Annotated in this window: 13 protein-coding genes; 5 read left to right on the top strand and 8 right to left on the bottom strand. The window is 43.3% G+C overall.

Translation table 11 applies throughout. The features are described 5' to 3' along the window. Positions 1-393 precede the first annotated feature (393 nt). Both ACJJI6_RS02950 and ACJJI6_RS02945 read left to right on the top strand, forming a co-directional pair. Entirely contained in the window at positions 394-1,266 is an 873-nt protein-coding gene (locus tag ACJJI6_RS02950; RefSeq protein ID WP_413662402.1) for a M91 family zinc metallopeptidase, read from the top strand. Positions 1,267-1,499: 233 nt separating this feature from the next. Then, the gene (locus ACJJI6_RS02945; RefSeq protein ID WP_444933503.1) at positions 1,500-1,874 is read left to right on the top strand and encodes a SirB2 family protein; all 375 of its coding nucleotides are present in this window, start codon (positions 1,500-1,502) and stop codon (positions 1,872-1,874) included. A gap of 43 nt (positions 1,875-1,917) precedes the next feature. Here the strand turns inward: ACJJI6_RS02945 and ACJJI6_RS02940 are convergent, their stop codons facing one another. The 4 genes from ACJJI6_RS02940 to ACJJI6_RS02925 all read right to left on the bottom strand — a co-directional run bounded on the left by ACJJI6_RS02940 (position 1,918) and on the right by ACJJI6_RS02925 (position 5,811). Further along, positions 1,918-3,384, bottom strand: a complete 1,467-nt coding sequence (locus tag ACJJI6_RS02940) for an alanine/glycine:cation symporter family protein (protein WP_444933504.1) — start codon at positions 3,382-3,384, stop codon at positions 1,918-1,920. Between the two features lie 457 nt (positions 3,385-3,841). Beyond that, on the bottom strand, positions 3,842-4,183 hold the full coding sequence (locus ACJJI6_RS02935; protein ID WP_444933505.1) for a hypothetical protein: 342 nt from the start codon (positions 4,181-4,183) through the stop codon (positions 3,842-3,844). 225 nt (positions 4,184-4,408) lie between these two features. Then, complete coding sequence (locus tag ACJJI6_RS02930; protein WP_444933506.1) at positions 4,409-4,744, bottom strand: hypothetical protein; 336 nt, start codon at positions 4,742-4,744, stop codon at positions 4,409-4,411. Positions 4,745-5,475: 731 nt separating this feature from the next. After that, the gene (locus ACJJI6_RS02925; RefSeq protein WP_444933507.1) at positions 5,476-5,811 is read right to left on the bottom strand and encodes a hypothetical protein; all 336 of its coding nucleotides are present in this window, start codon (positions 5,809-5,811) and stop codon (positions 5,476-5,478) included. Between the two features lie 612 nt (positions 5,812-6,423). On the opposite strand from ACJJI6_RS02925, the gene ACJJI6_RS02920 reads away from it, so the two are divergent. After that, positions 6,424-6,648, top strand: coding sequence for a hypothetical protein (locus ACJJI6_RS02920; protein WP_444933508.1), 225 nt, complete (start codon positions 6,424-6,426; stop codon positions 6,646-6,648). A 257-nt stretch (positions 6,649-6,905) separates the two neighbouring features. Here ACJJI6_RS02920 and ACJJI6_RS02915 read toward each other — a convergent pair whose 3' ends face one another. Further along, positions 6,906-7,253 carry a DUF5992 family protein gene (locus ACJJI6_RS02915; protein WP_475712453.1) on the bottom strand — a complete coding sequence of 116 codons (348 nt, stop codon included), beginning with the start codon at positions 7,251-7,253 and terminating at the stop codon, positions 6,906-6,908. 962 nt (positions 7,254-8,215) lie between these two features. Between ACJJI6_RS02915 and ACJJI6_RS02910 the strand changes: the two genes are divergently transcribed. Further along, a complete protein-coding gene (locus ACJJI6_RS02910) occupies positions 8,216-8,506 on the top strand; it encodes a hypothetical protein (RefSeq protein WP_444933510.1) in 291 nt (96 codons plus the stop codon). A gap of 1,149 nt (positions 8,507-9,655) precedes the next feature. Next, positions 9,656-9,826 carry a carbon storage regulator CsrA gene (gene csrA, locus ACJJI6_RS02905; RefSeq protein ID WP_444933511.1) on the top strand — a complete coding sequence of 57 codons (171 nt, stop codon included), beginning with the start codon at positions 9,656-9,658 and terminating at the stop codon, positions 9,824-9,826. 304 nt (positions 9,827-10,130) lie between these two features. Here csrA and ACJJI6_RS02900 read toward each other — a convergent pair whose 3' ends face one another. From ACJJI6_RS02900 to ACJJI6_RS02890, 3 genes are read right to left on the bottom strand one after another with little or no spacing between them, the layout of a single operon-like run. After that, positions 10,131-10,418 carry a hypothetical protein gene (locus tag ACJJI6_RS02900; RefSeq protein WP_444933512.1) on the bottom strand — a complete coding sequence of 96 codons (288 nt, stop codon included), beginning with the start codon at positions 10,416-10,418 and terminating at the stop codon, positions 10,131-10,133. A 39-nt stretch (positions 10,419-10,457) separates the two neighbouring features. Next, positions 10,458-10,904 (bottom strand): hypothetical protein, encoded by a 447-nt coding sequence (locus ACJJI6_RS02895; RefSeq protein ID WP_475712452.1) that lies wholly within the window; start codon positions 10,902-10,904, stop codon positions 10,458-10,460. Further along, entirely contained in the window at positions 10,883-18,184 is a 7,302-nt protein-coding gene (locus ACJJI6_RS02890; protein ID WP_475712451.1) for an FG-GAP-like repeat-containing protein, read from the bottom strand. Before ACJJI6_RS02890 ends, ACJJI6_RS02895 begins: the two co-directional genes overlap by 22 nt. Between the last annotated feature and the right edge of the window lie 48 nt (positions 18,185-18,232).

Here is an 18,232-nt window from a genome sequence, read left to right as displayed (position 1 = left end):
ACTGCTCAACAGGCAATTATTTAAATTTATTAAAATAATCATCATGGAAAATAAAATATATAGCAAAACGTACCAGTTGGGAGTAGAGTCGTAGAGGCATCCCTAAAATAATCATTTAGATAGTTACAAGATGTATTTCAAAAAAATTACAAAAAAAAATTTAATTTTCCAGGAATTCATCCTGCCTCGCTTACAAAACATACAACCTGACCAAAGAGAACTTTTCAGTTCAGAAATTCTAGGCAAGTACAGAACACTATTATCAAAATCATATCGATTAATACCTTTAGCTTTATGCTGCTTACGTATTAATTTCCATTTAAGAAACTTCAAAAAGTCACAGCTTTTCTCAGCCACGATAATTCGTATTGCGAGCAGGACGGGAGAATAACAATGGGACTCTGCATTGACTCCAGTAATATCACGTTTATCACACAAGTAAGGGCTGCCCTGAATACTCTTGTCGGCGGTGTCGGTACCGCGCTTACCTATACACAGGAGCGATACCGAACCGGGGGGCGACATGTGCTGCGAATTACAGAGGGAGTTGGTATTTTGACTGCAGCTGGTTTGAGGGCAAACAGCACCACTCTGCTACGCCGACTAATTACCAGCCGCCACGACACCAGAATTACTGAGCACCACGCTCTCGGATTTCGTCCCGACCAGTGGCTGATGGATCAGGTATGGAGCGGCTTTAAGAGCTACCTCCCACTAGTAAGCCCAGACAGAGGCTTTATGGCCAAAGTGATGAGCAGCGGCTCCAGCGGAGTTGTAATGTGGAACAATACAGCCCTGCAAACCGCCAACCTGGCCAACAACGGCACCGTGGCAATGGGGAATTGCCCAAGCTATATCACCCTGGCCCATGAATTGGTCCACGCTGACCGCTGTAATCGCGGGCGATACCTGTCGGGCAGTGCAAATTCCACTTTCCTGGCGGATGAACGCCAGGCTCCCATGGGTAGAGTGCTCCGCCAGCAAAATGCTCCCTTAACCATGGCCCGCATTGCCAATGGCGGTCTAAATATTGTTTATAACAATATAACTATCCCAAACCGTAACAACCTGATCTCAACCAGAACTAGCGGCTGGATTTGGGTAGGTGGCTCCATGGAATTGCGTGAGGAGATCGCCACTGTCGGGCTCAGTGACGATGACGGTAATGTACCTACTGACCCGCTAGCCATTAACGAAAACATGATTCGGGCTGAACATGGCGTAGCGCAACGGATGAAGTATGGCCAGATCAGAAACCTGAACTAATCTCGCGCATATGGGCCCCGCCAGCACCAAAGCAAACTGACAGATATGATCTGTACCTACTGCTAACGGTATCAACTTATGAGATATCGCTAGCAGCAGGTTTCTTGCCCTCCCCGCTTTACATATTGCATCCGACCGCAGCATGTCGTTATGCTTTGGCGGCTAGAATCACACCTTCCCTTTGCATGGAAGGCACACAGAACACCTTGGTCAACATACAGCAGATCATAACCATGATTGATTATGCCCTTATAAAACACGTCCACATGACCGCCGCAGCGCTCAGTATCCTGCTGTTTACCATCAGAGTGGGGTTGGAGTTCAGCCACAACACGGGCTGGCGAAATGGCCCCCTACGCTGGGTGCCACACCTCAACGACACCTTGCTGTTAGCTGCGGCTGCCGGACTGGTGGTTCTCGGCAGCTGGAACCCGGGCACATCGCCCTGGCTAGCTGCGAAAGTAGCCCTGGTATTTGGCTACATTATTGCTGGCATCTTTGCTTTGCGCCCCAACTTCTCCAAGCCAATTAGAATCACTGCCTGTGTACTTGCCTTCCTGCAAGTAGTCGCTATTTTCTATCTGGCGATGCACAAGCCCAGCTTGTAACTGGATGGCATTGAGCACTCTTGGTATCAACCTCAAACTGGTATCAACCCCAAACATCGTGCTCAATGCCTTTTATTTTAAATTTACTTCCATTGAACACCGGCTCACGCACCCCGGAAGACAACTGGCTCTCGTAATCTGCCATTACCTTAAAGGCCACACCAGACAAAAGTAAGATAGCTATAAGGTTTGCCGATGCCATAAAACCCATCGAGACATCGGCCATACGCCAAAGAAAGACAAAATTTTCTGCACTTCCCGTATCTGCCACCCAAGCCCCAAAAAGTACGAACATCAAAAACAATAGCCGATAACATAAGATGGATGTTCGAGTGTGGTAGAGATAATAAATATTGGTTTCGCCGTAATAGTAGTTACCGATAATTGATGTAAAGGCAAAAAACATCAATGCAGTAGCAATAAAACTACTCCCCCAGGTACCCACCTCACTCGCCAGCGCGTCTTGAACCAACTCAACCCCTTCCAAATTACCGACCATAAAGACATCTGCCACCAAGATAATTGCTGCCGTGGAAGTGCAGATAATAATGGTATCGAGAAATACCGATGCCATTTGCACGTATCCCTGCACCATTGGGTGTTTTACATCTGCAGCAGCAGCGACATTCGGCGAGGAGCCAAGTCCAGCTTCATTGGAAAACAGGCCCCGCTTGATTCCATTGGCCACCGCCGCACCAAAGGCCCCCGCCCCAGCCTCCTGAAACCCGAAGGCATTTGCCAGAATTTCCAACAGCACCCCAGGTAATTCAGCAATATTGGCGACCAACACATAGAATGCTACCAACAAGTAACCAATTGCCATAAAAGGGACAACAATACCGGCAAAGCGCGCAATTGAACGAATACCGCCAAAAACAATAATCCCGGCAAAGAGCGCAATAAAAAAACCCACCCATAAAGGGCTTACACCCCAAGCTCCATACAATGCGGCAGCCATCGTATTTGACTGCACAGCATTAAAGGTAAATCCGTAACAAATCATGAGAAAAACTGAAAAAGTCAGGGACAACCATTTCCACTGTGGTCCCAGCCCCTTTTCAATGTAATAGGCAGGCCCGCCGCGAAACGCCCCGGGAACATCGCCGCGCTCTTTGTAAGTTTGCGCGAGAGTATTCTCCACCAAACTGGTAGCCATCCCCAGCAAGGCCACCAGCCACATCCAAAACACCGCTCCGGGCCCGCCAGCGGTTATAGCCACAGCCACACCAGCAATATTTCCGGTGCCGATTCTCGCAGCTGCGCTAGTGGCAAATGCCTGAAATGCGGTTACTGAATTTTCATTTTCCTTATGGATGCCACGAATCATGACTTTGACCATATGACCAAAGTGACGAAATTGTATAAAGCGAGTCCGAATAGAAAAGTAGAGCCCCGCCGGCAGCAATCCTAAAATCAAGATTCCAAGCCACCAGATGCCACCGACGCCACCCCAGGCAAGCAGGTTTGCCCACTCGATCAGGGTAGTGAAATGATCTAGAAAATCCTGCATTACCTAACCCATTGACCGCTTATAGTTATAAATGCCGCCAGCCCGCTGGTAGTAAGATTAGCAGATATTTCAAGAATTAATTTTGAGAAAAAAATGGATCTGTAAAGATACATGACAGAGTTGGCGTAGAAATTATACCAACCTCAAAAACCTTCCTATTAACCTTGGAATACTCAGAGAATGGTATGTTGCAACACTTTAAGAACTACTAACCGCTAATTAAGCTTAACTAGCTTTAAGAAATAAGGTCTAGCAACTATAGCCGTTTCAAAAGACTTTTATTTACTTCAAAATTGAATCGTTGCGCAAGATATAGTACTTAGGAGGCATGCAAAACCAGTAAAACAAAATGATAATAATGAAATCTGTCAAATTCATAAGATCTATTAATGCGCTGAAGATCATTCATTAAAACGACACTCCAACACCCTCAGCGCGAAACCACTATAAAGCTGACTTAGAACACCAAATAAATATTTCGAATAAGAGTGGAAGTACCCTCACAGATCACATTTGAATTTCCTTCAATCTTCACTTTCTTCCCGGCCATTACAGAAGAAAGCAGCATTGAATATTGGGCCGCACCAGCTTCAGACGTCAAATAACCAGTCCACTGTCCACCACCACAAGTATCGTCAGACATATCTCCATCTAGCCTGACAATAAATCTATTCCCTAAGGATGAGTCTGACTCAGGCGTTTTATGGACCTGTAGAAAATTAATCTCACCCTGCTCTTCAGGAAAGTCCGCAAAAACACTAGCAGAGAAAAAAATCAAAAATAACGAAAAAAATCTCACATTAACACTCCAATAAAAAATTATTGTGCTTCTATCTACTAACGGGACAAAGTAAATTGTCCCGTTTAAAAAATCAGCAACACCTATCGTAATCTAAAATTACAAAAATCAGTTTGTCTATTGTAAAACCTGACCGTTTATACGGTGCGCTTAGCTTGATTCAATTTGCCTTACAGTTGTCGCACCGCCTCTAACCTAGATATATATCACTTTTACTTTTATTAACTATCTAATCAATAGAGAAAGCAATCTAATATTACCGCCAGTTGAACAGCTTTCATCATCGATTACCAGGTTTACTTCTTTTCCTGCTGAATGAGCGGTGAGAGCAATAGAAAGGATATGATCTAAATTCGGTGCATTTTCATCTGCCTGTACCATTAAATTAGCATCACTACAATCAAGTGGATCAGGCATCTCATCCTTTAACATTAAGTTAACCCTTTTACTTCCCCATCCAAGAGAAATTTGTTCGATGCTTGTCCATCCGGAGTATTCTGCTGCATAGCTATTAGCACTCAGCAAACCTGCCGCTATAATTGCCGCTAACTGACTTTTCATTATAAACCCTTATCCCTATTTTGGGACGATAATTATTTCATTTGTACCAGTTATAATAACTTTGTCTCATTTTTTAGAAATGAGGCAAAATCCAACTTATCTATTTTATACACAGCGAATTTGTTCGGCAATTTATACGAAAGTAAATGTTAGAACCATATTGTAATTTTATCGATTCGGAACCCCTAAACACCTGACTAAACCTTAAGGTTAATACCCACTGCCAGCAACTATTGAAAGATTACGAATTAGCCCTGCGTTTTTAGGGGGTAATCCATTTGATCACAGTGAAATAGAAACGTCCGAATTCCATTGCACCTTTTTGGCGGACAACTCTGTAAAAGATCAATTGATCTACTTGCTGTTGAGGCTGAGGTTTTCACGTGCCAGGCCAATCCCGAAGGTGATCGTGCAGCACTCTTTTAAGCCCCAGGGCTTGGTAGATGTATAAGCCCTTGCCAACTGTATGACCGACCCATATCACCTTTTAACCAATAGGTGTCCTGAATTTTTCGCTTACTAAATCCTACTAATTTCCACCCAATATTCTAACACTATCTGTTCTGTCTTTATCCAAACCCACCGTTTCGAGCCCCAAGTAGAACTCCCCACGATTTCATAGCGCTTAACTCTAAACCAGAAAGAAATAGCCATTAGAATAGGCATCAGAAACAAAAACCAGAGAAGGCGAACCCGTCTGATCCGCCGCTCGCAAAATCAAACTATTACCTTTAAGAAGCTTTTAACCTTATTCGATTCGCCTTACAGTTATCGTTTAAAGCAGTAGATACTTTAAACTGTATAGATACCGGAAGCCCCATACTGAAAGCGGTCAAAAGAGTACTATAAGCCGCAGAACTGTTAACCGCATTCTGCTCAATGTAAAAGCCATCGGGGCAGCTTGCATTGGGCTCTGTACTTGGCACAATCGATATCGCCCACGCATTACTACCAGAAGGCCAAACATCTAACTTCTCAATCGTATCCGTATGAGTTACCCAGTCTTCAGCTAGCGCAGATGTACTCATTAAGAGTACTGCTAACATTGCAGTTATACTTCTTCTCATCAATATATCCTAAAAATCACTATAATAAAAAGGTGAGGCTTGTGTATCATAGCACAATTTTGCACCTCTCCTACCCGGCACTCAACAATAAATTAAGCAGAATCAACGCTTCAATTAGAGTAGCAATCATCATAAGCTTTCTGTTTTAAAAGGCAAATACATTTTATTCATCATTCTATATAACTCACACAACAATTATCTTCTGGGCAGCTTGCCGCCCAACTTTAACATTTTTATATCGTGAAAATCACGCAATTAACTCTATATAAAAACAAAAGAAAGAAAAATAATCCACCTATCAAATAGCACTCAGATACTCTTTCCCAGCTGCTTCACCTCCCAAAAAAAGAGAGTTTCAAATGGAGCTAATGCACCAACAATTAAAGGTATCAACCTTTACACCTAATTCTGAGACGAACTCACTCGAAACCGAAAGAAAAACAACGAACGTATTTCCGGAAAGAAGCATCCGTATTTTCGGGCACTCATCAAAGAAATATATTTAAATGTTAAATCCATTAACTTAGTGTAAGGATCTCCACAAAATACTGGATATAAAAAAGATACCCTTTAATTCCATGACCCCACCTTGATACTCACAGATATCTCTTGATGCGGCACCCTATTATCATTGCATCTCTCGCTGTGTACGTAGGGCATTCCTTTGCTAGAGATGCTCAGTCTGGGAAAAACTATGAGCACCGACGTCACTGGATTGAGGCCAGAATACAAAAACTGGCTGGTACCTTTGCCCTTGATATCGCAGCCTATGCGGTAATGAGCAGTCACTACCATCATCTTATGCTCTATATTGACTCAACTACGGCCAAAACTTAGTCCGACACTGAAGTCATTCATCGCTGGCAAGAGCCTTTTAATACATCAATACTAGCTCAATGCTATATTCAGGGCAGCCCCCTTGATCACAATGATATGGAAAAACTCAAGGTGCTTATCGCCCTCTGGAGAGAAAGATCGATGGATATCAACTGGTTTATGCGTTGCATGGACGAATCTATGATCACTAAAGAGTCTAGAGCTTAAATTTTACAAATTTGCCTAGATACAGTGAGGATGCACCTAGGCCGATAAGCTTATTTAAGCAACTTAATATGTGCTGCTCCACTACATATTGAGTTGTCAGAATAGCTATATATGCTGACTCTTTTCCCAGCAGTTAAGGCTGTAATGGCTAAGCTAAATGCTCTGTTATGAATACCTTCATCCCCGCCTTCCTTGCCTGCAGCACCAAGAGGAAAACCTATTGTTGTATCTTCACATGGATAATTTCCATCACCATCAGTCACAACCACTGAAAAGCTTTGGCCATTAGAATTGGTATTTGTAACAGCTGTTACCTCAACATCTGTAGCAATCCAGCCTTTATCTGCAACTGCCTGCATGGAAAGCGCCATTAAGCTAGTGGCTATAATTTTCTTCATCATTACTTCCAGTGTAGTTTCTTAAATAGAGGGGAAAATCTTATTATTCTTGCCGGACAAGGTCAACTTGACTGCCCGGCAAGGTGGCTTATCTACCCCTAATCGCCACCAAGAAAACTAATGTTCTACTTAGCACAAACCCGCCTTCCAATAAGCTTACCCAAAGGAAGCGAACAGCGTCTACTTCTAGTTATTCAAAATATAAGAAGTCTCGACTAAATCACTACCTGGAGCTTATAGGCTGAAGTGGTCAACACTTAGGTTCCAGAAAGCGCGTCTCCAGTTCTAAGGGCGCCCCCTATACTCGAACGCCTGGGAGTACCACCAAAACACTGGTTGTATCTCAGCCGTAATTTTGAATACCGTTTTCAAGGCCTGACTGGATCGCGACAAGCCTGTATCAAACTCGGGAAACGCTGGGTACACGGCATCAGCGATCGCTGACGCTACCATTCTAGAGCACCCTGCTGATTATTTTTTCCTTCCCTAGCTACCTCCACTCCTCTTGGCTTTTACCTAAAGCCTCAATTTTTAAAGCCAAAACCTAATTCTTGCTCCTTTCAACCCTCGGGCGTCCAGAAACACCTTCCACATCTCACCCAATTAAAACTAAGTTGTAATCTTTCCAAAAATGAACTTAATGTTGACGGATTGGTAGCAGGGCTCACCAACCAAAAACCAATGCTTGAGAAATAAAAATAATCTTAGTTATAAGCGCCATGGAATTGAAACAAGGATCAAATGCTTTCTCGAACCTACATGCACAACCAAGCAGACTAAATAGATGGGATGGCAAACGATATAAATTTGCACGCTGCTAGCGCAGCGTAGTCAAAGTATTGTACCATACAGCCTCTACACTAACACCTTTATATTTTTTACAATTTACTACAAGGAAATCAAAATGAGAATTTTGGTAGTGGTTTTACTGGGCTTTTATTCCACATTCAGCAATGCCGAGTTTGTTTATTCAGGAAAGATTTCCCAAATTCATACAGGCCCCCTCATATACAAGCTCTGAAGATGAAGGAAAAGTCTTTATTGAAACTGAAGACGCTCCAACCGGGGAAGTAGCCTGCTCAACAAATACTAGTTTTTCATTTGCTTTCATAGGAACCACTGAAGAAGGGAAGATGTATTTAAGTATTCTTTTATCAGCACTGGCAGCCGGAAGAGATGTAGTAATAAAGAGCACAGATGACTGTAGTGTTCATTCAAATGTTGCTGATTTAAGAAATCTGTCTATACATTAATTTAAGCAGCAAAGACAGGTTAGCATATTGATGTACTGGGGGATGGCTACTTCACCATCCCAATTAATACTATTAAAGTCACCTTAAGGCTGAGCGAGCTCAGTTCAGGCGGTAATACAACCTCGATAAACTCTAAGTACAAGGTATAACCGACTAGTTACACTTTCTTATGTGGAACTTTTGAACCAATACAGTCGGTATATAGCCCCTAGAAAACGCGGTGGTATTGCCGGCAGCGCTCTTCCTGCCCACGAGTGATTGGGTATCAATTCCAAGCACGGGTTTTACTTCAATCAAAACTTGGAAGGCCGATTTACAGGTTGGGCGAGTTGAGTAGAGGCGGTGGAGAAAGCCAGCAGCCTCTTGCATTATACTAATCGCCCTTTAGCTAAACTTCTACTTAGATATAGAGCCCTACTTTTATTGCGAATACGCAAATACCCTCTAACTAGAATTTTCTCACCATTGAAGCTGGATGGGCTACTTACGGCCTAAATCACGGAGACAAGCTTTACATGATTCAAACCACACCTATTCAAAGCTACCAATCCAAAACTTATAATTAAGAATCTACAAAAACTCACCGTGAAACCTTCCTACAACTTTCAATCTATGGGTGCTCCATGCCCTATCCATGGATGAATAGGCCATAAAATATAGGCACGAAAATAATCTTATTAGATTTTATTCAGTTTGCTTTAGTGTCAAAGCTACGTAGAATTGACAGATATTTATCGATATTTTGGCCGTAATTGAGTATGCCTGAATAGGCTCGCAACCAAAAGATCAAGAGACCCAAGAGTTTTCCAACCCCATCTCTCAAAGGAGAACGGTAGCGTGACGTAAGAGTAAGTAAAAGGCGCTGACCCAAGGTGCGGACACACCAGGGGCCAGCTAACCAAATTGATAACCAAACTATCAAAGTGGCTCAGTGGATAATACGCTAGAAACCCGCTCGTCTTCAATAAAGTGGAGCAGATTCAGAGGCTTGAAGAGATTCTTCAAGCTCTGGCAGCGTTGCGTCTGTCTTTTCTTATTCTACGCTTACCGCTCTCGTGCACCGCCGCTCACTTCTGCCACCCATTACTTACCAAGCATCCCCCATGCGGAAGATCCGCACACGATTTTTAATCTCTGCAGGAAATGACCATGTTGATTTTAAAGCGCCGGACCGGCGAGAACTTGAGAATTGGAACCAATATCTCAGTTACAGTATTGGAGGTTAAGGGCAATCAAGTGAAGATAGGGATCAATGCCCCCAAATCCCTGCCTGTTTACCGCGAAGAGATTTATGTGCGTATCAGGAGGAGTAGCCAGTGAGAAACTGAATATGCCGAAAGGGCTGCCCTTTCGGCTGGATCGCTATTTAAAGCTAGCGGACTGGAACGGTCGACATTTAGATCCCAGAAAGCACGGCTCCATTTCTGAGAAGGCTCCCCCATACTCGAACGCCTGGGTATATAAGCAAAACACTGGTTGTATCTCAGCCGTAATTTTACAGCCGCTTTAAAGGCTTGGTGGGGTCAGCAGAGACTGTATCCAGTTCGATATGCGCTGGGCACAGGGTATAAGCGACTGCTGACGCTTCCTTTCTACTACATCCTGAAAATTTATACCCAATTTCTCAATACAATCCCTTCTGCTTGTATCCAAATTCATCATTTTGCGCCTTGATTGAAACTCTCCACGACTTCATAGCGCTTAGCTCTGAACCAAATTGAAATGGCCAATAATCATCAACGCCAGCAATACTACTAGGACCTTTCTCGAATTTATGGATATCTAGATTTGTTGCATACGCAGCCTGCGCTACAACGGCTTCACTACAACCATTAATGCCAATAGTGCATATGGTTTGACCTCTTAAGTAACAATGCTTCCCAGGGAGAATGGGATTCTTGGAATAGTCCATTTGTGTAGAATACCCTCCCCCGATCAATACTGATTCTGACTAATCATGATAGCAAAGCAGGCGCTTAACCCCTTGCTCCTCATTTGAGATATCAAAGGAGCTAACAGATCGAATATTTTTTAATGATAACTTACCAGTGATAGGTGAAACTGAAAAATTCCCCACAACCGTCGCATAAGACCATGGGCATTTTTCGAATACGGCTTCAGATGTAGAAGATCTATCAAAGTTAATTTTGTTCACCGTATTAGAGATTAATGCGTCAATTTTCCTAACGAATAAGCCTCTACTAGGGCCATTTTTTCCGCCAATATAACCGGATACCATCACAAGCTGGCCATCATATTTTTCAGGATCGACTATGAGCTTATAAATTGATATATGATTCGCTAATTCACCTCCCTGTACATTACAAGCAAGTAAACTGGCTAGTCCTACATAAATAATTTTAGCAATCGTTTTTTTTAACATGCCCCATCTTTCCATCCAGTTCTCATACATTGATCCTGCTGAAACCTCCAGCTAGTTTTATACCAAGGATAACTATTATCATTAATAGTCACAGAAACAGGCCCATCAATTTGACTAGACCAGTTTAGATAAACCCCTTTACTCCACTGCTCTGGAGATCTCCATGTCCCAGATACATCATTAATGGCTACGGCAGCTATACTTACCGCGTCAAGATCAACAGCAAATGAAGTGCCCGCAAACCCTTGATTATCAGGGTTAATCATATAACCACCCTCCACATCTGCAGGAAAGGGTTGTGACAGAATATACTTCCCATCGACTTCATATACATACATTCCTAAGTATTGACCTTCCCAAGTTGAGTTTGCACCTTCAAGGCCGCGCCTAAGAGCATCAAGTCGCGAATGAGCGTTATCAATAGCCTGATCTAGCGGGGACTCATGCAATGCATGATTAAGCACATAACTAAACGCCCCCGTAACTGCCCCATTGGCAAACTTCCCGCCTGTGAGCACTGAGGCTGTCCCACCAATAACCGCTGAGCCGATAATCCCTTCTGGAGTGAAAGTTCCTGGCTCACCTAAAATACCGCTAGCTGAAGCTGCCGCACTAAACCCTGCGGCTAAGAAGCCGTGGCCAAACTTACCACCTTGAAGCTCAGCAGTAATACCTCCCACCATTGCATGGGCAGCAATCCGGGCGGCTCCCGCCCCAGCACCTGAAGTTCCCTGAAAAGCGCTACCAATCCCATAAAAGGCCGCTGCGCTGGCTCCGCTGATTGCGCCTGCTCTTAAGGACTGTCCAAAATCCCCAGTTCTCGCATAGGCTACATCCGTCGAGAATTGAGCGGAAAAAGCAATTGAGCAGGGACCACAATAATAAGCGCTGATTGCCGTTCCTACAATTTGCAACGCCGCCGTAAACTCAGGACTTTCGGCAAATAAACTAGTAATTGGTTTATTTAATCGAGCAGAAACATACGACATTTCCAAAATGTCAAGAAAATATCCACTGGGGTCCGTGGCATTCAGGGGATTGTTGCGCACATAAGAATAGCGGTTGTACATCTGTGTATCAGCAGCAGCCTGAACAAAAGGATCTGCCTGCATAAACCGCCCCAATCGAGGGTCATAAATACGGCCATTCATGTGAATAATACCAACCGCATCCAGCATCTCATGGCCGGTATATCCGCGCGTTGTATTATCAGTATCATACTCAGCCAAGGACGATAAGCTCAAGCCACCCCAATCTGTACTGTTTCGACGTTGCCCCCAAATATCGAAAGACATCTGCTGAATTACCTCACCAGTATCATCAGTCAGCAAATCTATCGAACCCAGATGATCCAAATATTGGAATACTTTCTCAGTTGACTGGACAGCGTAACTAGCATCTGTAGTCAGGGTATAAATTGCTGTGCCGGCAAGATAGCGCTTCCACTGAATCTCCCCAGGCTTGGACGAGTTTTCAATACGTTCAATATTACCGAGGTACCAAGTTTCAATCACTTCCCCTGTAGCATTATTGGTATCTTTACGATAATAGCGGGAGCGCTCAGTACCATACAGAAATTCAGTAATATGGTTTCCTTTTTCTATACGCTCCGCTTTATCAAAAGTGGTGTAATCGATATCCCGGCCACCATCAAAATCATCGGCAGTCATATTGCCATTATCATCATAACGATAGGCGACACCTCCGGCAGAAGTGACCGCATGGGGACCAGAACTGTTTCCATAGGCGTAATCACCCACACCAGCCTTATAAATGACATTGCCAATAGCGTTGTAACGCAAGTCCTGGTCAGAAGAGGCCAAGCCAGAACAATTATAATCATTACCGCCAATATGACTCTTTACCAAGCGATTAAGATCGTCATAGCAGAAACTTTCACGTAGGTCTTTATCCCCACTCTGGTTATGACGACTTGTCAGATTACCTAAGGTATCCCAGTTATAGCTGATATGCTGGACACCAAATACACCCAGCACATCGGAAGTCTGGTTAAGGAGCCGCCCAGTTTTGCTATCGTAACCGTAGCTATTGGTTGCACCATTACCTAGCAATTGTTTCTTTAGCTGTCCTCGAGCAGTTTGTTCCAATACTTGCTGAATTAAGTCACCTGAAGCAAGATCGGTAATTTTGTCAAGATAGCCGTAATCATTATAGTGATTTTCAATACCTGACTGGCCGCCGGCCAACAAATCATCCAAGGCATCGTAGGCTTTGTAAATACGCCCAAATTCATCAAACTCTGTGGTCGTAACATAGGATACTTGGGAGCCACTACCATCAAAGTCCACCAATTGCGTGGTATTTCGGCCAATATCGTCATACTGATAGAGCACTTGGTAGCCACTAACAGAATCCTCAACCAGCTCTATCTGTCCCACACCATTGTTAGCAGAGTCGTATTGCCAGGTGACATTGGCAGAAACTGTAGATCCATTCTCAAGATCGATACGAGTTTTCATTCGGCCTAGAGCGTCATAGGTAAACTCAACCCTATGGCCATTTGCATTAGTCTGGGTTTCCAGCTCACCAAACTTGGTATAAGTATAAGACCAATCACCTTTATCAGGGTCGCTCATACTGTTTTTTCGCCCCATATCATCGTAATCAATCACGACCGAAATGGGGTAAGTCAAGCCATCATTTTCCTCAATATGATTCCCAGAAGAGTTTGTTAGACCCCAAGAGTGAATTTTGCCCAGATTGCCCTGACTATCATACTCATAGGTAATACGTCCACTGAGTGCATCGACAACCTCCACCAGCTCACCGAGAACATTCTTTCGTTCAGTTTTTTGTTGCCCCTTATCATTAACAGTAACAATTTCAAGACCGTCATAACTTATTGATAACTCTGAGTCATCTGGTGCACTAATATGAACTGGGCGGCCTAAAAGATCATAGCCTGTCTGTGTCCATAGGGTACCATCACCGGCGAAATAGGGTTCGCTGACATACTTGACCCTTCCCAGATCATCATATTCCTGATCCGTATAGATAGTTTTACTAAAGCCTTGAATTTCTGTGCGGATTATTCTCCCAAGCGCATCCATATACTCCGTAGCATTTGCACCAGTACTACTGCTCTTTATAACTTTATATTCAGCTCCAGCAATACACCCGGAATTACAGAGCAAGTATTGGATTTCTGTATCAGCGCCGGAAGAATCATATCGATACGTCTCCCGCCCAAAAACATCATAAGTGATATAACTTATTAATCCATTTAAGCCATTAACCTGAAGAGGTGCCCCAAATGAATTCCTGCTAACCACTTCCTCCGTAAGATGCTCAAGGCTATTGTATATCCTTTCTGCAAAACGGCCTGAAGCATCATATTCAGTTCTTGTATAACGACTTTGTTCACCAGAAGCACTTGACGTCTTTTTCTGAATATTACCAAAATCATCATATTCATAAGTCGTTGTTAATCTATATTCTGCTTTATTAGGTTCAACAGTTTCGGTGTGTAATAGGCCTTTTAATTCTCCGCTATCGTAATAAGAGAATTCAGATTCACGCACATGGTCAGCAAGCCCCGGTCGACTGTTTGTCACCCGGGTAAAAGTCAAGCGTCCTTTTTCAGACTCCCATTCACTCCCAGCTGAGCAGCTAGAATTAGGGTGGGTTGCCATAACTCCGCCAAAACAATTGAGCGTCTCTTTAGTAAACTGTTCACCAGATACCTCATCAACTGTTCTGACTTTTATTGAAGTTGCATTACCATCGTTATCATAGCTACTTTCAGTCATTACCGTTTGTAGATGATCGCCATGTGAGGCGCCATCATTTTCAAGCGAGTAAGTCTCCTCAATCACATTTTCTAAATAAGGCTGATAAGGAAACACAGACGTATTTGAACCATTCCATCCCTGTAAATTCCAGATATTCGCGGCTTTTCGAATCAAAGCATTGGATGCAGTTCGGACTTCAGTCTGCAGGGGCATTCCTATAAAAGGATAATCCTGACGATAGTAAGTGGATGTTTCTACGCCAGTCTGCTCATCAATGGTAGAAATTTTTCGGAAGCCAAGCATTCCTCGCCCTGCGGCTTGCAATTTCATTTGCGAATATTCGTAGGAAATTGCATTCATTGCTGAATAATCAACAGAGCCAGGGGATACACTTGCGGAAGGAGAAGTGCTCTCAACTTTAGAAACCAAATACATTGGTATCAAAACATCTAAAACTGGAGTGTCTTTTCCTAATGTAACGCTCTCCTCCGGCAGCGCCCAAGGGCCGTTGAGCTCAGAATAAAAATCATTGGGATTTGCCGTTTTCGTTAGATAGCAATATGGGGCCCCTGGAATTTCCAATCCATTCTCATCGTATTCGGTAGGCGTGGTGGTACACTCTTTTCCATTTACAGATTCAGACATCTCAAGGCGGCTGTAGAACCCAGCATCTACCGTATTACTATAGGAAATATTGGTAACATTCCCCAAACCATTATCAATTTCTGTAATTACTTTACTGGGAATATCCCGGCTTGCAGAACTATCATAATTCGAGACATAGGAAGTCAGCTTTCCTCCGTCTGTAATTTTATGAAAGTCCGGCTGGTTATCACCATTAATATCAACAAAGATATATGTGTAATCTTCGTCACTAGGTATAGAGATTACTGACTTTGTAGTGGCAAAGCTCGACGTCTGAGAGTCCCAAAGCTCAACTTTCAATACTCCAGAATCATGATCTGGCCAATAGACATCCAGATTTCCATCCTGGTTTAAATCCAATACCCCTGCATCCTCTGAAGCGAAGCCACTGGGAGTAACCTCGACCATTTCAGTGCCAGTGCTCAGATAAACACTTGTTGATGAGGATTCATGCAACAATAAATCTGTCAGCCCATCGCCATTAAAGTCAGCTGCAACATGAGACTCCATGGGGTATCCCCCAAGACTGTCAAAGAGATCGTAGCTATCTGTTTCAGAATTATAAACATATATCGCATGCCCAGAATGAGATGCTGTATAGGTATAGGAATACCCTTCTTTTATGTCTCCATTCTCATCAAGGCAAATATCCAAGTCTACAGATCTATTAGTACGATCGTCTTTACACCCACTAACTGAAGGCCTCTGTAAAGCGACCATTATATCGACATTACCATCACCATTAAAATCTGCTGATGCAGCTTTTAATGGTGTATTAGTAATCCTATTTATATTCCTATTGGATGGGAGATCAATAGAGTAACTTTTAGGATCCCCAAATTTATAGTAGGAGTCTGAAGTAATCGGGGCTGATCCGGTTTCAAGGTGATACACACGCAGGCTATCCCCACTTAAAACCACCAAATCAGAAAGACCATCAGAGTTTACATCAACAAAGACACCATCAGGCTCTTGTACTCCCGTGTCAATACCATTGGATGATAGCCTCCACTGAGAGCCAACATATGTGGACAGGTAAACATGCCAAGTTTTACTGGCATAGCGATTATCATATACAGCAATATCTGAGCGGCCATCGGCATTGTAATCAAGCACTCCAATGCTGATATCCTCGTCGGCATTGGCCCCTGAATATAAGTAGCTCTTACCATTAGTATAAGTTGTCGGATCAAATCGTACCCCATTTGACAGAGCATATTTGACCTGGTGATCTTGATCACTTTCACTGTCAACATCCAGCTCCAACCAAACAACATCTTGGTATCCATCACCATCGAAGTCGCCAACCTGGAAATCCTTCAACGACCTACTGCTGTTAGCGGTAAAGTCTACCGTACCACTGGCTGAGCCATAGCTCAGGTCATACTGGGACCAATCAAAAGTGAGGGCGGGCAAACAGTTACTACCCACACATTCCTGAATTCCATCAATTAGGGAGACTTGGTTTTTAGACAGGTCATCTATTACTAACTGATAACTAATATTGTATTCGCGAAGGGTACTACCATCTGAAGTGGAGGTAATCTTAGATAGGCGCTTAGTGGTTTTAAACAAGTGCCCAGCGGTATAAGCTTCCAGGTAGTCAGGTCTAGGGGTATAGGTAAACTGTACAGCTGCGGCATTATCTCCCGCTCCGTAAGCATATCTTACTTCATGAACACGCTTGCCAGTATTCGCGTCACCTTCATATTCAAACTCAATTCGGTTGCCAACACTATCTTGAAACTCGTTCTGTAACCACGAAACAACGTTTTCATCAGAACCATCTGCAGTTGCTCGGGAGTTAGCTGTATTACCATACCAGCTCGTAGAGCCGTCTTTTCTCTCAGCGGTAAAATACGCTGGCCCATCTCCTAAACTGCCAAATGAAGTAACCTTGATAAAGGAATCAATCTCCGTGCGGTACACAGCACCCTCAGAGCCATAAACCTTATTAGAGACGTTAATAAGCCTCTGTCCATCCAGGCAAAATCTATCTGAAGAAGTGAAATTAATAGGTAAAGCCTGCCCATCTGTAGCAAGGGTCTGCCTACAACGAGTTATACCTGACAGCCCCCCTATAGACCACCCTTTCCCTAATAAGCCATTACCACTATTACCTTGGTAATTAATGGATAACTGGGGGGCAACACCGGCGGTACCTACTCCAGTTGCTATTGCTAATGAATAAGTAGCGCTACCTGATTCGTTGACCCTAAACTGACCTGCAGAACTACCAGCAATGGTTGCGGATTGCATCTCGCTCGATAGAATATCTTGCTCTAACTTGGGTAGTTCCCCATCAGAAAGATAAGCTGTATAGGCTAAGTAAACTTCATCAGGTTGTAAAACTAGGTCATCAAGACCATCCGAATTTATATCATCTATGTAAAATCTATTTTGAGTATCAGACAATAAAGCTGACAAATTGTCAGATGACGGAAATGCGACGATATTTGCTGGAACCTCTTCTCCATTTACGCCAGTCAGAACAAACGGGGAACCATCTGCATATTGGTTCCTAAAAAGCGTATCTGTTATAGAGTCGCCATCAAAATCACCATAATAAAAATCAACCCCTTCTGTAAGAAGTGTATACCCTAACAGCTCACTATCAGACACCGTAAAAGGGGCAATTAAACCATCTGCATAAACTACATAAGAGGGGCTAGGAGGCAAAGTAATCGGAGTAGGAATTTCACCATGTAATATCAGATACCGTTCACGACCAACAATATAGTAGTCCTGCTCACCATCCCCGTCGATATCCTTGGTGTAAATTGCTTTCCCGGTCGAGTCAAAGGCATGTGCGCAAAATGACATCAGCAACACACCCAACAACAGTATAAACCTTACAGTTATATTGCCGCTCGGAACAACAGTACGCACCGCAATCATCCGACTTCCTTACCTATAGGGCATAAAAAATGGAGCGGATTTTGTACA

The organism is Microbulbifer maximicatervae (SeqCode) (genome assembly GCF_056232625.1).
The sequence above is the reverse complement of the archived record's forward strand: the minus strand, read 5'-3'. Positions and strand labels throughout refer to the sequence as shown.

Excerpts from the sequence above, each read along its gene's own strand:
- csrA (WP_444933511.1), top strand. The coding sequence starts at position 9,656 with ATGTTGATTTTAAAGCGCCGGACCGGCGAGAACTTGAGAATTGGAACC.
- ACJJI6_RS02940 (WP_444933504.1), bottom strand. The coding sequence starts at position 3,384 with ATGCAGGATTTTCTAGATCATTTCACTACCCTGATCGAGTGGGCAAAC.
- ACJJI6_RS02890 (WP_475712451.1), bottom strand. The coding sequence starts at position 18,184 with ATGATTGCGGTGCGTACTGTTGTTCCGAGCGGCAATATAACTGTAAGG.
- ACJJI6_RS02925 (WP_444933507.1), bottom strand. The coding sequence starts at position 5,811 with ATGAGAAGAAGTATAACTGCAATGTTAGCAGTACTCTTAATGAGTACA.
- ACJJI6_RS02895 (WP_475712452.1), bottom strand. The coding sequence starts at position 10,904 with ATGGAAAGATGGGGCATGTTAAAAAAAACGATTGCTAAAATTATTTAT.
- ACJJI6_RS02950 (WP_413662402.1), top strand. The coding sequence starts at position 394 with ATGGGACTCTGCATTGACTCCAGTAATATCACGTTTATCACACAAGTA.
- ACJJI6_RS02930 (WP_444933506.1), bottom strand. The coding sequence starts at position 4,744 with ATGAAAAGTCAGTTAGCGGCAATTATAGCGGCAGGTTTGCTGAGTGCT.
- ACJJI6_RS02945 (WP_444933503.1), top strand. The coding sequence starts at position 1,500 with ATGATTGATTATGCCCTTATAAAACACGTCCACATGACCGCCGCAGCG.
- ACJJI6_RS02920 (WP_444933508.1), top strand. The coding sequence starts at position 6,424 with ATGCGGCACCCTATTATCATTGCATCTCTCGCTGTGTACGTAGGGCAT.
- ACJJI6_RS02900 (WP_444933512.1), bottom strand. The coding sequence starts at position 10,418 with ATGGACTATTCCAAGAATCCCATTCTCCCTGGGAAGCATTGTTACTTA.
- ACJJI6_RS02915 (WP_475712453.1), bottom strand. The coding sequence starts at position 7,253 with ATGAAGAAAATTATAGCCACTAGCTTAATGGCGCTTTCCATGCAGGCA.